A 15,379-nucleotide genomic window follows, 5' to 3' on the forward strand; every position below is an offset into this window, starting at 1 on the left:
ACAAAAAAAGACACCTTAATAGGTGTCTTTTTTATAGCAGTATATTCGATTAACGAACAATACCACGCTTGGATTGCTCTAATGAATCAATCAATAACTGTACTTCAGGAGCTTCAGGCAACAGGTCGGTGCGAATCTGCTGTATGGCCTGCTCAGTGGTTAAAGCTTCTTTATAAATCAATTTAAAGGCTTGACGTAAGGCCTGGATCACATCTTTAGACCAACCCTTACGACGCATACCTTCAACATTCATAGCAAAGGCATGCGCTGGGTTACCTGAAACCATGACATAAGCAGGTACATCTTTTAAGATTAAGGAAGCACCACCGATCATGCTGTAAGAATCAATTTTGCAGAATTGATGAATACCTGAGTTTCCACCCACAACCACATAATCGCCAACCTGAACATGTCCGGCAACACCAACATTATTGGCAAAAATATTATGATCGCCCACCACACAGTCATGTGCAATATGTGTATTGACCATCAATAAATTATGACTACCGATTTTGGTAAGACCTTGATCTTGAACCGTACCACGATGCAAGCTGCAATGCTCACGAATAGAGTTATGATCGCCAATTTCAAGCCAGGTCTCTTCGCCAGCATATTTTAAATCCTGACAAACTTCACCCACACTCGCGAACTGGAATATTTCGTTGTTTTTCCCAATACGAGTATAACCACCAACCACTACATGTGCATGTAGCTTGGTGCCCTCACCAATGGTGACCTGTGGCCCAATAATACAATAAGGGCCAATTTGTACATCTGCAGCAATGACTGCAGATGAGTCTATAATGGCGGTTGGGTGAATTAAATCGTTATTACTCATGCCTGCTCTATTTTCTGATGCGAAACCGTAATTTCCGCGGTTGTTGCTACAACGCCATCCACTGTGGCGATACAATTATATTTGTAAATTCCACGTTTGTGCATAACCAATTCTGATTTTAATACCAATTGGTCACCAGCAACGACCTGTTTTTTAAAACGGACTTTTTCAACACCCGCAAAAAGAAACAATGATCCTGGACCAGGTTTTTCATTATTCATGATAAAACCAAGTATACCAGAGACTTGAGCTAATGCCTCAACAATCAAAACGCCTGGCATAATCGGGTAGCCCGGGAAGTGCCCCTGTAAAAACTCTTCATTGATTGAAACATTCTTATAGCCCACAATGCCATTGTCAGTCACATCTACAATGCGATCGACCAATAAGAATGGATAGCGGTGAGGTAAATATTCACGAATTTGTTGAATGTGCATTGGCAATTCAGGTTTCGTAAATGCAGGAGTATTCGACTCAGTCATCATATCTATTTACGCTTAAAAGTTGATTCAAGGGACTCGATTTGAGCCTGTATATGATCAAGCCGTTTAAGTAACTGGGTCAATGGCACATCTGCTAATTGTTTAAAGCGTACTGCAGCCCGTTTCCAGTGCAAACTTTCCAGCATTGGTGTGCCAGAAGAATAGCTTCCTGCCTCAGAAATACTTTTTGTGACCATTGACATACCGGTAATTGTGACATTGTCGGCAATATTAATGTGACCTACCACCCCCACGGCTCCAGCCAGTACACAGTTTTTGCCAATTGTTGTGCTACCTGCTATACCACATTTCGCAGCAAGTGCTGTATTTGCACCAATTTTTACGTTATGGGCAATTTGCACAAGATTATCAATAATGACACCATCTTCCAGAAGAGTATCATCGAGTGCGCCACGGTCAATGCTGCAATTTGATCCAATTCTGACGTCATTTCCGATTTTAACTGAACCTAATTGTGCAATACGATGCCATTTACCTTGGTAAGGAGCAAAACCAAAGCCCTCTCCCCCAATCACGGTATTGGCATGAATACGGACACGATCCCCAATTTTTGTCTCACCAGTTAATGTGACATGTGAATCGATAAAGCATTGCTGACCAATTTCGACATCATCATCAATTTTAACGTGTGACTGAATGACGGTATCATCACCCACCACACAATGCTCACCAATAACAACATAATGTCCAATATAGGCACTATCGGCAATTATGGCAGAAGGGTGAATTTGAGCTGTACTTTCTATGCCCTGATGCAGATTTTTCTTTTCAAATACATGCGTCAGAATGGCAAAAGCCAGATAAGGATTGTCAACTACAATAAAATTATTGTGCGTATCTAACTGATTTTTTAGAGAGGAAGTAACGATCAATGCACCCGCCTTTGAAGCGCGTGCCTGATCCAGATATTTATCAGCATTTACAAATGCAATATGTTTCGCTTGAGCTGCATCCAAGCTGGCCAATCCTTCTAATATTAAATCAGATTGACCTACGTGCTCGCCCTGTACCAGACGGGCAAGATCTTCTAAGCGAAATTGTCTAGGATTCATTGATTACTTAATAACGTTAACCTTTTGAATCATTTTATCAGTTAAATCATATTTAGGGTCATAAGCAAGTGCTGAATTTTTATTCAAAACAACATCCAAGTTATTTTCTTTACGCAATTGTTCTGCCACTTGCTTAACTCGAGCCCCTAAAGTCTTGTTCATCATCTGAATCGTAGACTGAACGGTTGACTGTACACTTTGCTGCAGCGTATTAAATTCTTTTAGCTGAGTCTGAAATTGCACAGACATTTTTTGCTTTTCAGCATCAGATAAATTAGGCGTTTGCTGAGCACGTTGCTGTAGAGCTTCGAGTTCTTTAGCTAACTGTTCTAGTTTAGTGGTTTGCGGCTTGACTTTTTGCTGCAAAGAAACATTCTGCTGTTTTAAATAAGTGCTATTTTCTACCACTTTTTCCAGATCAACAACCCCATAACCAGCGGCATGTACTATCGACGTACTCGCCAAACCAGCAAAAACAAGGCTCATTAATATTTTCTTCATACACATATCCTCTTTAAACCCATTGAGGGTCGCACTTAGAAAGTACGACCAATTTCAAATTGGATATTTTTAGTATTATCACCGTCTTTTTCATTTAACGGATAAGCATAGCTGAGAGATAGTGGCCCAATCATGGTAATCCAGGTAAAACCTGCACCTACGCTATAACGCATATTACCAGCATCAAAGCCGAAGTTATCTTCGCAATATTGTTTCGCATTGACTTGAGTATTAGTCGAATCCAGATATAAGTTTCCTTTTGGAATATCACACTGAGTATCAAATACTTGTGCACCTTCAGCAAACAGCACTGGACGAACCTGACGGGTCCAATCCCCTTTAAATGGTAAAGGTAGTGCCAGTTCGGTACCAAATTGTACTAAAGCATTACCACCGACTTCTTCCGGATTATAATCTTTAGTTCCTGACTCATTATAAGTAACACCAGGATATCTAGGACCTAATGTACTGTTGTCATAACCACGTACTGAACCAAAACCACCGGCATAGAAATTTTTATAGAATGGCAAGTCGTTACCATAACCCAACTTACCATAACCACGCAATACAAAGCCCTTACCTAAAGGCTGGAAGGCTTGGGCATCATAAGTAATTTTTTGATATTCCACATCACTGCCTGGTAATGCAATTTCACCATTCACACGATGTGACATACCTGATGTAGGGAAAACAGGACGGTTCAAAGTATTATAAGACCAACCTAAATTAAGGTTATAGGTTAGGAAATCACCATTAAACTTATTATCAAAAGTTACTTCCTGGCCTGTTGGGCAGTTATATAGGCCTGTAGACGGATCAAGAACAGTATCTACATTACACTTTGTATCCGAACCAGTGGCTTTACCACTATTCGCTAGCAAATAGTCACGAACATAAGTAGATACATAAGGACCGGTAGTCACTTCTGTTTGGTCAATATTTAGACCTGCACTGATACTCTGGTTCTCATCAATTGGATAACCGAAGTTGATACCACCACCAAAACTATCGGTTACATAGTTATTGACGTTATAGTTATTATCCAGCTTGGTTTTACGGTAATACATGTTATAACCGCGACGTACACCATCAATGGTGAAGTATGGATCAGTCACGCTTAAATTATAATAATCTTGTGTTTCTGAACGCGACAAGTCAATTGATACCGCATTACCTGTACCCAAAAAGTTGGTTTGACTTAAGCCCGCCTGGAAGGTTACACCACCACTTTGCGAGAAACCGACTGCCAGTGTACTGGTACCTGAATGCTGTTCCTCAACATTCACGTTCAGATCCACCTGGTCAGGTACATTCGGAATACGTGCCGGTTTAATATCGACTGTTTTAAAGAAACCTGTACGTTCTAGACGAACTTTAGATAAATCAATTTTTTCATTGCTGGCTAATGCACCTTCCATCTGGCGCATTTCACGACGTAATACCTCATCGGCTGTTTTGCTATTACCAGTAAAGTTGATACGACGCACAGTGACTTGCTGACCCGGATTAATATAATAATTCAAATCAACCTGTTTGGTTTCTTTATTAATTTCAGGAACAACATTCACTTCCGCATAGTAATAACCGGCATTACCATACTTACGCAGTAAAAGCTGCTTGACTGCATTGACTTTTTCTTGAGAATAAATGTCGCCATCTTTATAAATTTGCAGTGCTTTTAATTCTTCAGGTTTATAAAGTGCATCACCCAAAAACTTGCTTTGACCAAATTTAAATTGTTCGCCTTCTTCTACCGCAACTTCGACAAAGATATTCTTTTTATCTTCACTCAAGTTCAAACTCGAGTTGGTGATATTGAAATTGATATAACCCTTGTTTAAATATAAAGCACGCAAAGCTTCAAGACTGGCTGCCATCTTTTCACGTGCATAGCGATCGTTACGGGTAACAATCGAACTCCAACCACTTTCCTTAACGGCAAAAGCCTGCTTAATGTCGCTTTCTTTAAAAACGGTATTACCAATAATATTGATATCAACAACTTTAGCTGCCTTACCTTCAACAAAGTCAACGGTTAAATCAACACGGTTATTCGGTTTGGCAGTCGTGATGACCTTAACATCGGCATCATAACGACCTTGCTGCATATACTGCTGTTCAAGTTCAGTTTCAATGGTTTGCAAAGCAGATTTTTTCAAAACCTCGCCTTCTGCAATACCCATCTTTTTCAAGCCTTCTTCAAGGGCTTCTTTGGGAATCAGTTTATTTCCCTTAAACTCAACCTTGGAAATAACCGGGCGTTCTACCACGCTAAAAACAAGCGTATCTGCTTGTTGAGATGCCTTGATATCATCAAACAGGCCAGTGGCATACAAGGCACGAATCGCATTTGCAATGATCGCATCATTAACCCGATCGCCAGCATTGACAGGCAACACTCCATAAACATTTTCTGGCGTTAAGCGAACAAGTCCATCAATTTTGATATCGCGAACAATGAATTCATCTGCTGCATATACTTGTTGTACTGCTGCCATTGCACTAACGAGTGCCAAAGGCATAAATAAATGTGTGTGCTGCATGCCAGTCTTTTCCGATGTTAATTTATTACATATTTACGTTGTTATAAACGCATGAAGTCATTGAATAGTGCAAGGAGCATCATGCTACCGAGCAGTACCATACCAATTTTTAAACCAAACAATTGTATTTGTTCAGAAACAGGTTTACCACGAATTAGCTCAATAACATAGTAAACCAAGTGTCCACCATCAAGCATTGGTATAGGCAATAAATTTAAAATACCTAAACTCACGCTCATTAAGGCCATAAATGAGATAAAGGTTTGCCAACCCATTTCCGCACTTTGCCCTGCTACCTTGGCAATGGTGATCGGTCCAGATAAATTATCCAGCCCAATTAAACCACGGACCATCTTAACCATCGAGTTCAAAATCATACCTGAAATTTGGCCCGTTTTATCAACAGCCATCACCAGTGCTTCAGTCGGGCTGTATTGAATGGTTTGCTTATATTCTTCGGGAATGGTTATTTTTCCAGGGGTACTTTGTACACCAAGCATACCTGAAACATTACCCATGCTGTCACGCTTGGCTTGTGGCGTCACCTGTAAATGTAGCAGTTGATTTTGACGTAATACATCTATTTTTAATAATTTTTCTGGAGAAGCCTGAACAACTTGAACAACATCGAACCAGTCATTCATTTTCACGCCATCAATGGCCACAATTTTGTCGCCTTCTTTCATCCCCTGACGAATAGCGGCACCACCTTCACTCAGCTTGCTGACCACGGGAGCAATATATGGACGGTATGGCATAAAGCCCAAACTATCCAATGCAGACTGGTCTTGATTTTTTAAGAAGTTCTGGATAGGCAAGTAAAAGGTTTGCAACTGACCGTGACGGTCTGCCTGAATTTCAATAGAACCGGTTTCACCAACACGATCCACCAAGGCAAAATTTAACTTTTCCCAAGTTGTGACTTGCGTTCCATCGACTGTTGTAATTTTGTCACCAACCTGCATTTGAGCTGTAGCTGCCGGGGTATTTGGCAACACTTTACCCACACGGGTGTTCAATTGTTCTTGCGATGGAATAAACAAAACCCAGAACAATAAGACGGCAAAAACCAGATTGATTAACGGCCCGGCAGCAACAATTGCGATCCGTTTCCAGGGATGCTGATGGTTGAATGCCTTAGGTAAATCCTCTTCAGCAACGCTGCCTTCCCGTTCATCCAGCATTTTGACATAGCCACCTAACGGCAATGCTGAAAGCTGATATTGAATGCCCGATTTTTTAGAGGTCCACTTGACTAAGGTTGGCCCAAAGCCAATCGAATAAACTAAAACTTTAACACCCAGTTTACGCGCAACAATATAATGTCCAAACTCATGAATCGCAATGAGCGGTCCAAGAAGTAAAATTGCTGCCACAATCATAAACAAGGTACTCATTTTTTAGCTTCCTTTATTGATGACAATTTGCTGGGCAGCAGATCGAGCCATTTGATCGACTTGTAAAATACGCTCAATCGACTCTGCAGCGCCCCCTTCAACCTGATTTAAAGTCTGTTCGACTACCTGAGGAATTTCTGTAAAGCCAATAGCACTTTTCAAAAAGGCAGCAACAGCAATCTCATTGGCAGCATTTAGAATTGCAGGAGCTAAACCGCCCGTTTGCATGGCCTGACGTGCAAGCTTTAATGCTGGGAAACGCAGTGTATCAGGTTCCTGAAAATCCAGTTGTTGATGGACAAACAGGTCAAGTGCAGGCACATGGGTTTGAATACGCTTTGGCCATGCAAGTGCATACGCGATTGGCGTACACATATCAGGATTGCCCATTTGTGCCAAAGTCGACCCATCCACATATTGAACCATAGAATGAATGATACTCTGTGGATGTACCACCACTGTTACAAACTGTTCTGAAATTGCAAAGAGATGGCAGGCTTCGATCAGTTCCAGTCCTTTATTCATTAAAGTTGCCGAATCAACTGAAATTTTCTGACCCATAGACCAGTTAGGATGCTTGCATGCCTGTGCAGGAGTCACATTTAGCAGTTGCTCCCGACTATGGTTTAAAAATGGACCACCCGATGCGGTGAGCAGAATGCGCGACACCCCCTGTTTAGGTTGCCCATTGCGCTCTGCCTGAAAATAACCGGCAGGCAAACATTGAAAAATCGCATTATGCTCAGAATCGACTGGAAGCAATTCAGCCTGATAATCACGTGCTGCCTGCATCATGAGATCACCTGACATCACCAGTGCTTCTTTGTTGGCCAGCAAGACACGCTTACCGGCTTTAACTGCAGCCAAGGTCGGCAATAAGCCCGCAGCACCTACAATGGCTGCCATAACCACATCGACATCTGCATGTTCAGCAACAGCAATCAAACCTGCTTCATCAGTCAGAATTTCAATATCGATTAAAGAATGATCATGAAAATATTGCTGTAATTCTTTAACACGACTAGAAGGAACGACCACGACTTTTGGCCGATATTGTTTGCATATTGCAACGAGTTCTAAAATTCTGCTATGCGCCGTGACTGCAAAAACAGAATACTTTTCAGAATGCTGTTGCAGAATTTTTAAGGTACTTTGACCGATTGAACCCGTTACACCTAATATACAAACAGATTGTGACATCTATAAATCTACACCAATAAGTTTCAAAACATACATGCCTGCAGCAAAAATTGGAGCAGCAGCAAGCAATGAATCAATACGGTCAAGCACCCCACCATGTCCTGGCAGAATACGACCCGAATCTTTAATTCCAGCACGACGTTTAATCATGGATTCAAACAGGTCGCCCAGAACCGAACTAAATACGGTAATCACAGATAAAATTAGAAATAAGATATGCTGTGCCAGAGTTAAATCCAAATAAAGGATTTCTACCGCGACCACAATCAGCATGGCAGTAAAAATACCACCATATAAACCCTCTACTGATTTATTTGGACTAACATCTGGAGCCAGTTTTTTCTTGCCCAGTTTACGCCCAACAAAGTAAGCACCGCTATCTGCACCCCATACCAGTAAAAACAGGTACATGAGCCACCATGGCGAGCTATGCCATACAGAGAAAATTGCGGTGACTGCAGCAGAAACTAAAATAAATCCGATAATCTTTAAGCTGGAATTGTACCATCCATCATAGTTTGGATATGATTTAACCCAAAAAATACTGCAGATCCAGCAAATAATGGAAGCTGCCCAAAGTAGCAGAGCAATATCATTAAAATATAATGCTAAAGTTGCTAAAGCTGCAGTAGCAAATCCATAAACCCAGGCTAAGGGCTTAATAAGATTTTTATTCTTTCTTGGCATAAGCTTAAACCACTCATACCCTGCAACCCCTGCTGCAACAATCATCAGCATAAACATTGGATACTGAGACTGTGTAGCAAACATACAACTCAGTACAACTGCTACCAATACCAATGCGGTTATAATCCGCTCTAACATTTATTAATTCTCAAGTTTCTCTTGTTGGATTTGCTCTGAAGTTTTACCAAAACGACGTTCACGTCCAGCAAAGACCGCGAATGCATCATCTAATTCTTCTACAGTAAATTCAGGCCACAAGGTTGGGGTAAAATATAGCTCAGCATACGCGGCTTGCCAAAGTAAAAAATTTGACAAACGATAATCACCCCCTGTACGAATAAGTAAATCTACAGCAGGCAAATCGGCCATGCAGACGTGTTGCCCAAAAAGCTCCACGTCAATATCTTCAACCGCAACTTTTTTCGCCAGCACATCTGCTGCAATCTGTTTTGCAGCCTGAGCCATATCCCACATACCACCATAACTGATGGCAATGGTTAAAGTCATGCTGTCGAACTTAGCAGTCCTTTGTTCGGCTTGCAACATTAACTCGCGCAAACGGTCGGACAAACGGGAACGATCACCAATAAAACGTAAGGCAATATTGAATTTTTCCATCCGTGGCAATTGCTCATGAATGGTTTCTTCCAACAGTAGCATGAGCAAATCAACCTCAAACTGAGGGCGATTCCAGTTTTCACTGGAAAATGCAAAAACGGTTAGCGCTTGAATATGATTTTTTCTACAGTGTTCAACAATCGGATCCAGGACATTTTTCCCTTCACGATGTCCAGCCCCTTTTTGCATTTGCTTTTTTTTTGCAAAACGATTGTTGCCATCCATGATGATGGCAACATGTTTTGGAAGAAGCATATTATCTTCTGATACGGTCATTCAATCTTAGACCTTCATCAATTCAGCTTCTTTAGCAGCCAGACGTTTTTCAACTTCAGCAACAAATTTATCGGTGATTTTCTGAATGTCATCACCTGCACGACGCTCATCATCTTCAGAAATTTCTTTTTCTTTCAGTAATGCCTTGATGTCACCCAACACATCACGACGAATGTTACGAATGGCAACTTTGGCATTTTCAGCCTCATTACGTGCAACTTTCTGCATATCACGACGTGTTTCTTCAGTCAGTGCCGCCATCGGTACACGAATCGCGTCAGCCGTAATTGGGTTCAAGCCCAAGTCCGATTCACGGATCGCTTTATCAATTGCAGAGACCATTGAACGTTCAAATGGCTGAACAAGCAATGTACGCGAGTCTTCAACACCCACGTTCGCCACCTGGTTTAATGGCACATCCGAGCCATAGTAAGGAACCATAACACCGTTCAGGATGGATGGATGCGCGCGTCCTGTACGAACCTTGGCAAAACCATGATCCAAAGACTCAAGCGTCTTGTTCATACGGTCTTCAGCGTCTTTTTTAAGATCGTTAATCATGTGATCTTCCTTACTTAATTCTAAGAGATGTAATAACTAAATAGCGTGTAGTATAAAGAGCTTTCAGGCTCACGTACATTAATTCGTAACGTGAGTCCCTTCTTTTTCACCCATCACCACTGAAAGCAATGAACCAGCTTTGTTCATGTCGAATACTTGAAGTGGCACGTTATGGTCACGACATAGGCAAATCGCGGTTAAATCCATCACACCTAGTTTTTCATCAAGTACCTGATCGAAAGTCAGTGCTTCGTATTTCACAGCATCATCGTATTTGCTTGGGTCTTTATTATAAACACCATCCACTTTAGTTGCTTTTAGGATCAGGTTGGCTTCAATTTCGATACCACGTAAGCAGGCTGCTGTATCGGTAGTAAAGAACGGATTACCTGTACCAGCAACAAATACACAGACTTCGCCTTGAGTTAAATGACGAATCGCATCACGACTTGAATAAGATTCAACCACAGCACCAATTGGAAGTGCTGACATTAAGCGGGTTTTAATGTTACGGCGCACTAAAGCATCGCGTAATGCCAGACCATTCATTACCGTAGCCAACATACCCATCTGGTCACCGGTTACACGGCCAACCAGACCATCTTTTTGTAATTGGCTACCGCGGTACAGGTTACCACCGCCCACTACGATACCCACTTGTACGCCTAAACCGACCAAGTGCGCAATCGCCAAGGACATTTGATCAAGCACAGTGGCGTCAATACCCATATCTTTGTTTCCGGCAAGTGCTTCACCAGAAAGTTTCAATAAAATACGTGCATAACGGGGCTTTTTTGAGTCCAACATCAGGAAATCTCCAAATCTTCCAATATCTAAAATTTTATTCGTCTATTTTTATGACAGATCAAGCTGATTTAATGCGAATCAACTTTGCATACAAGTCATATTCATCGGCATCAGTAATTTCCACTTCTAGCAAATCACCCGCTTTAATCTGACTTTTATCAATATCTTCTACAAAGACATTACCATCAATTTCAGGCGCATCGGCATAAGAACGCGCAACTGCAACCGGGAATTCATCTTCCAGATCATCGACCAGCACAGTCATGGTTTGACCAATACGTTTTTGCAGTTTGGCTGCAGAAATTTCCTGCTGCACTTGCATGAAACGTTCATAACGGTCTTGCTTGATTTCTTCCGCTACATGGTCTGGCAAATCATTGGCAGTTGCACCTTCAACTGGTGAGTAAGTAAAACAACCTACGCGATCAAGCTGAGCTTCTTTGAGCCATTCCAATAGCATTTGGAAGTCTTCTTCTGTTTCGCCAGGGAAACCCACCACAAAAGTTGAACGAATCACCAAATCTGGACATTTTTCACGCCACAATTTTAAACGCTCCAATGTATTTTCACTGTGCGCTGGACGTTTCATCAGTTTCAGGATTTTAGGGCTAGCATGCTGGAATGGAATATCCAGATAAGGTAGGATTTTACCTTGTGCCATCAAATCAATGACTGCATCCACATGCGGATATGGATAGACATAATGTAAACGTACCCAGATGCCTAATTGACCCAATGCTTCACACATATCGTAAAACTTGGTTTTAACTGGCTGGCCATTCCAGAAATCGAGTTTGTACTTGGTATCTACACCATAAGCAGAAGTATCCTGAGAAATCACCAGGACTTCTTTCACACCTGCACGCTTGAGCGCTGCTGCCTCTTCAAGTACAGAACCGACCGGACGTGATACCAGGTCACCGCGCATGCTTGGAATAATGCAGAAGGTACAACGATGGTTACAGCCTTCTGATATTTTTAGATAGGCATAATGTTTAGGGGTTAAACGAATACCCTGCTCCGGAACAAGGTCAATAAACGGATTATGTTTTGGTGGTTCAGGCACGTACTGGTGTACGGCTTCCATCACTTCTTGATATGCTGCAGCACCCGTCACTTTAAGGACATTGGGGTGCATCTGGCGAATTTTTTCTTCATCTTTACCCAAGCAGCCGGTCACAATCACACGACCATTTGCACTCATGGCTTCGCCAATTGCATCTAAAGATTCTTGTACTGCAGATTCAATAAAACCACAGGTATTAACAACTACTAAATCAGCACCATCGTAATCCGATGCTACATCATAACCTTCAGTCTTCAACTGAGTTAAAATTCGTTCGGAATCTACCAATGCCTTAGGACAACCTAAAGAAACAAAACCGACTTTGGGGGATTTCATGAATCTGCGCTCCACTATAATGCGCGTATTGTATGTCTTTTCCAATCATAAAAACAGGTGGAATCCCGACTCTTTGTATTACGCACCAAAATACGGCTATATTTTTAGCAAATAATTCAAACGCACCATTTTGGTTCACTAATAATTGTATTTCTATTACTATGAAATTGGAATTCTGTTATCAAAAACAAAAAAGCACAGTTTTATAGCGGCAGAATTTATATTTACCTCCATGCTCAAAGTTGGCGTGCATTTTGCTTTATTTCGACCACGTTTAACTCGTTGAATGTCCCATAACAGGGAGAAATGAAAAGAAGTGCAGATGCCATTGCGCTATTTTAATACAGGATGCTTTCGCAAATGGATCAACCCGTCGCTATCGACTATCGCCTTTTAGTGGATAATTTAACCACTGCAGTTTTATTGGTCGACAGTAACCTGAATATTTTTTATTTAAATTCTTCTTGCGAATCCTTGTTCGACATCAGTTTACTGCGGGCGGCGGGACAGCCGGTGTTAAATTTGCTGCATATGCCGGATGATGAGTTCAATACTGAAGAAGCGTTACTCAATACTTTTACAACCGGACAGCCCTATACCCGTCGTGAAGCCACGATTAGTGTCAATTTTAAAGATATTCATGTCGATTACACCGTATCTCTGATTAATTCACAAAAACCCTATCATCCGCTCCTCTTGATTGAGCTGAATCAAATTGACCGGATGCTGAAAATATCCAAAGAAGAAAACCTGATTCAACAACACCAGGTGGCAAGACAATTGATTCGTGGTGTCGCCCATGAAATCAAAAATCCCTTAGGCGGCATTCGTGGCGCTACCCAATTACTGGCGCGCAGCCTGAATGACCCGCAATACAAAGAATTTACCGATATTATCATTAGTGAAGTAGACCGTTTGCGCAATCTGGCCGACACCATGCTCGGCTCCCGCCAGCTACCAAGTTATGAACTGGTCAATGTGCATGAGCCTCTGGAACGTGTACGTTCACTGATTACCAACCAGACCAAAAAGAAAATCAAAATTACCCGCGACTATGATCTGTCCTTGCCTGAAGTAATGGCAGATCGCGACCAGCTGATTCAGGTCATGCTCAATATCAGTGTGAATGCCGTACAGGCCATGATGGAAAACAGAGAATTCTTTGTTGATCATCAACCGGAACTGATTTTAAGAACCCGGATTCAGCGCCTGGTCACCATTAATGGGGTATTAAAACGTTCTGCAGTCCGTATTGATATTGAAGACAACGGTCCCGGCGTTCCGGAAGAAATTTTAGAATCGGTATTTTATCCACTGGTCACAGGACGTGCTAAAGGCACCGGACTGGGCCTGAGCATTGCACAGAATATTATGCACCAACATAACGGAATGATTGAATGCCAATCTATTCCAGGAAAAACAGTATTTAGCTTATATTTACCTTGGGAGTCTAACCATGTCGCGAAATAAAATATGGGTCATTGATGATGATCGTGCCATGCGCTGGGTTTTGGAAAAAACCTTCAAAGAAGAAGGCTTTGACGTGACCAGTTTTGAAGAGGCACAGTCTGCACTGGATCAGCTCAGCATAGATGCACCTGATGTTATTTTAACTGACATTCGTATGCCTGGCATCGATGGTCTGACTTTCCTGGGCAAAGTCAAAGGCACCCATCCTGATTTACCGGTTATTATCATGACCGCGCATTCAGATCTGGAATCTGCCGTATCCAGCTATCAAACCGGTGCTTTTGAATATCTGCCAAAACCCTTTGATATTGATGAAGCGCTGGCACTGGTCAACCGTGCCATCCTGCATATTGCCAAATTACAGCAGCAGGAATCTGCCAAAGTCACCCCGGCCATTCAATCGACTGAAATTATTGGTGAATCTCCTGCCATGCAGGAAGTGTTTCGCGCGATTGGCCGTTTATCCCAGTCACACATTACCGTATTGATCAATGGTGAATCGGGAACTGGTAAAGAGCTGGTCGCGCATGCGTTACACCGCCATTCTCCACGCAGCAGCAAACCTTTTATTGCTTTAAATATGGCAGCCATTCCTAAAGACCTGATTGAAACCGAACTTTTCGGTCATGAAAAAGGTGCTTTTACTGGTGCCAACTCACAGCGCCAAGGCCGTTTCGAGCAAGCCAATGGTGGCACCCTGTTTCTAGATGAAATTGGTGACATGCCATTTGAAACCCAAACCCGTTTACTGCGTGTTCTGGCAGATGGCGAGTTCTATCGTGTCGGTGGACATATCCCGGTTAAGGTCGATGTACGTATTGTTGCAGCAACCCATCAGGATCTGGAAAAACTGGTGCATGACGGACGCTTCCGTGAAGACTTGTATCACCGTCTAAATGTGATCCGTATTCATATTCCAAAACTGGCCCATCGTCGCGAAGACATTCCTATGCTGGCGCAGCACTTCTTGGCTCGCGCGGGTAAAGAATTGGGTGTCAATCCTAAAATCTTGCGCCCTGAAACCCAGGAATATATGCAACAGCTACCCTGGCAAGGCAACGTGCGTCAGTTAGAAAATACCTGTCGCTGGCTGACTGTCATGATTACCGGACGTGAAGTTTATCCTGAAGACCTGCCTTCAGAACTGAAACAGATTCCAATTCAGCGCTCAGCCGAAGATACACAACCACACAACACCTTTGACCGTATTTCCCTACATCATTGGGATGAGTTATTGGGTCAATGGGCCATCCAGAAACTGAAAAATGGTGAAATGAAGATTCTGGACATTGCCACACCAATGTTTGAACGCACGCTAATTACTGCCGCTTTGCAGCAAACCCGCGGGCGTAAACGTCATGCAGCTGAATTACTGGGCTGGGGACGCAATACCCTGACCCGAAAATTGAAAGAGCTGGGTATGGATACTGCCGATGATGATGTAGAAGAAGAAATCGAAAGCTAAACTTTTCTATCCATAAAAAAGCGCCTAAAGGCGCTTTTTTATTATTGTATTTTCACCTA

14 protein-coding genes are annotated in these 15,379 nt (G+C 42.2%); 2 read left to right on the plus strand and 12 right to left on the minus strand.

Annotated elements, in window-relative coordinates; all coding sequences use genetic code 11:
- Window positions 1-49 precede the first annotated feature (49 nt).
- From lpxA to rimO, 12 genes are all read right to left on the minus strand, one after another.
- Window positions 50-838, minus strand: coding sequence for an acyl-ACP--UDP-N-acetylglucosamine O-acyltransferase (gene lpxA / locus B9T38_RS08525; protein ID WP_086196388.1), 789 nt, complete (start codon window positions 836-838; stop codon window positions 50-52).
- On the minus strand, window positions 835-1,320 hold the full coding sequence (gene fabZ / locus B9T38_RS08530) for a 3-hydroxyacyl-ACP dehydratase FabZ (protein ID WP_171263214.1): 486 nt from the start codon (window positions 1,318-1,320) through the stop codon (window positions 835-837). Before fabZ ends, lpxA begins: the two co-directional genes overlap by 4 nt.
- 5 nt (window positions 1,321-1,325) lie before the next feature.
- Window positions 1,326-2,393: a UDP-3-O-(3-hydroxymyristoyl)glucosamine N-acyltransferase gene (gene lpxD, locus B9T38_RS08535; protein ID WP_086196389.1), complete on the minus strand. Its 1,068-nt coding sequence runs from the start codon at window positions 2,391-2,393 to the stop codon at window positions 1,326-1,328.
- A gap of 3 nt (window positions 2,394-2,396) precedes the next feature.
- Window positions 2,397-2,894 carry an OmpH/Skp family outer membrane protein gene (locus tag B9T38_RS08540; protein ID WP_086196390.1) on the minus strand — a complete coding sequence of 166 codons (498 nt, stop codon included), beginning with the start codon at window positions 2,892-2,894 and terminating at the stop codon, window positions 2,397-2,399.
- A 35-nt stretch (window positions 2,895-2,929) separates the two neighbouring features.
- Window positions 2,930-5,437, minus strand: coding sequence for an outer membrane protein assembly factor BamA (gene bamA, locus B9T38_RS08545; protein WP_086196391.1), 2,508 nt, complete (start codon window positions 5,435-5,437; stop codon window positions 2,930-2,932).
- A gap of 41 nt (window positions 5,438-5,478) precedes the next feature.
- The gene (gene rseP, locus B9T38_RS08550; protein WP_086196392.1) at window positions 5,479-6,834 is read right to left on the minus strand and encodes an RIP metalloprotease RseP; all 1,356 of its coding nucleotides are present in this window, start codon (window positions 6,832-6,834) and stop codon (window positions 5,479-5,481) included.
- A gap of 3 nt (window positions 6,835-6,837) precedes the next feature.
- On the minus strand, window positions 6,838-8,034 hold the full coding sequence (gene ispC, locus B9T38_RS08555; protein WP_086196393.1) for a 1-deoxy-D-xylulose-5-phosphate reductoisomerase: 1,197 nt from the start codon (window positions 8,032-8,034) through the stop codon (window positions 6,838-6,840).
- A complete protein-coding gene (locus tag B9T38_RS08560) occupies window positions 8,035-8,859 on the minus strand; it encodes a phosphatidate cytidylyltransferase (RefSeq protein ID WP_086196394.1) in 825 nt (274 codons plus the stop codon).
- A gap of 3 nt (window positions 8,860-8,862) precedes the next feature.
- Complete coding sequence (gene uppS, locus B9T38_RS08565; RefSeq protein ID WP_086196395.1) at window positions 8,863-9,615, minus strand: polyprenyl diphosphate synthase; 753 nt, start codon at window positions 9,613-9,615, stop codon at window positions 8,863-8,865.
- Between the two features lie 6 nt (window positions 9,616-9,621).
- Complete coding sequence (frr, locus tag B9T38_RS08570) at window positions 9,622-10,176, minus strand: ribosome recycling factor (RefSeq protein WP_086196396.1); 555 nt, start codon at window positions 10,174-10,176, stop codon at window positions 9,622-9,624.
- Between the two features lie 78 nt (window positions 10,177-10,254).
- A complete protein-coding gene (gene pyrH / locus B9T38_RS08575) occupies window positions 10,255-10,983 on the minus strand; it encodes a UMP kinase (RefSeq protein WP_086196397.1) in 729 nt (242 codons plus the stop codon).
- Between the two features lie 58 nt (window positions 10,984-11,041).
- Entirely contained in the window at window positions 11,042-12,385 is a 1,344-nt protein-coding gene (gene rimO / locus B9T38_RS08580; RefSeq protein ID WP_086196398.1) for a 30S ribosomal protein S12 methylthiotransferase RimO, read from the minus strand.
- A gap of 360 nt (window positions 12,386-12,745) precedes the next feature.
- On the opposite strand from rimO, the gene glnL reads away from it, so the two are divergent.
- Together glnL and glnG are read left to right on the plus strand one after the other, a co-directional pair.
- Entirely contained in the window at window positions 12,746-13,855 is a 1,110-nt protein-coding gene (gene glnL, locus B9T38_RS08585) for a nitrogen regulation protein NR(II) (protein ID WP_086196399.1), read from the plus strand.
- Window positions 13,842-15,320, plus strand: a complete 1,479-nt coding sequence (gene glnG, locus B9T38_RS08590; RefSeq protein ID WP_086196400.1) for a nitrogen regulation protein NR(I) — start codon at window positions 13,842-13,844, stop codon at window positions 15,318-15,320. Before glnL ends, glnG begins: the two co-directional genes overlap by 14 nt.
- The last annotated feature ends 59 nt before the right edge of the window (window positions 15,321-15,379 follow it).

Origin of the sequence: Acinetobacter sp. ANC 4218, assembly GCF_002135245.1 — a bacterium.
In the GTDB taxonomy this organism is placed as follows: domain Bacteria; phylum Pseudomonadota; class Gammaproteobacteria; order Pseudomonadales; family Moraxellaceae; genus Acinetobacter.

Excerpts from the sequence above, each read along its gene's own strand:
- fabZ (WP_171263214.1), bottom strand. The coding sequence starts at position 1,320 with ATGACTGAGTCGAATACTCCTGCATTTACGAAACCTGAATTGCCAATG.
- ispC (WP_086196393.1), bottom strand. The coding sequence starts at position 8,034 with ATGTCACAATCTGTTTGTATATTAGGTGTAACGGGTTCAATCGGTCAA.
- lpxD (WP_086196389.1), bottom strand. The coding sequence starts at position 2,393 with ATGAATCCTAGACAATTTCGCTTAGAAGATCTTGCCCGTCTGGTACAG.
- glnL (WP_086196399.1), top strand. The coding sequence starts at position 12,746 with ATGGATCAACCCGTCGCTATCGACTATCGCCTTTTAGTGGATAATTTA.
- pyrH (WP_086196397.1), bottom strand. The coding sequence starts at position 10,983 with ATGTTGGACTCAAAAAAGCCCCGTTATGCACGTATTTTATTGAAACTT.
- lpxA (WP_086196388.1), bottom strand. The coding sequence starts at position 838 with ATGAGTAATAACGATTTAATTCACCCAACCGCCATTATAGACTCATCT.
- frr (WP_086196396.1), bottom strand. The coding sequence starts at position 10,176 with ATGATTAACGATCTTAAAAAAGACGCTGAAGACCGTATGAACAAGACG.
- rseP (WP_086196392.1), bottom strand. The coding sequence starts at position 6,834 with ATGAGTACCTTGTTTATGATTGTGGCAGCAATTTTACTTCTTGGACCG.
- B9T38_RS08560 (WP_086196394.1), bottom strand. The coding sequence starts at position 8,859 with ATGTTAGAGCGGATTATAACCGCATTGGTATTGGTAGCAGTTGTACTG.
- uppS (WP_086196395.1), bottom strand. The coding sequence starts at position 9,615 with ATGACCGTATCAGAAGATAATATGCTTCTTCCAAAACATGTTGCCATC.
- glnG (WP_086196400.1), top strand. The coding sequence starts at position 13,842 with ATGTCGCGAAATAAAATATGGGTCATTGATGATGATCGTGCCATGCGC.
- B9T38_RS08540 (WP_086196390.1), bottom strand. The coding sequence starts at position 2,894 with ATGAAGAAAATATTAATGAGCCTTGTTTTTGCTGGTTTGGCGAGTACG.
- rimO (WP_086196398.1), bottom strand. The coding sequence starts at position 12,385 with ATGAAATCCCCCAAAGTCGGTTTTGTTTCTTTAGGTTGTCCTAAGGCA.
- bamA (WP_086196391.1), bottom strand. The coding sequence starts at position 5,437 with ATGCAGCACACACATTTATTTATGCCTTTGGCACTCGTTAGTGCAATG.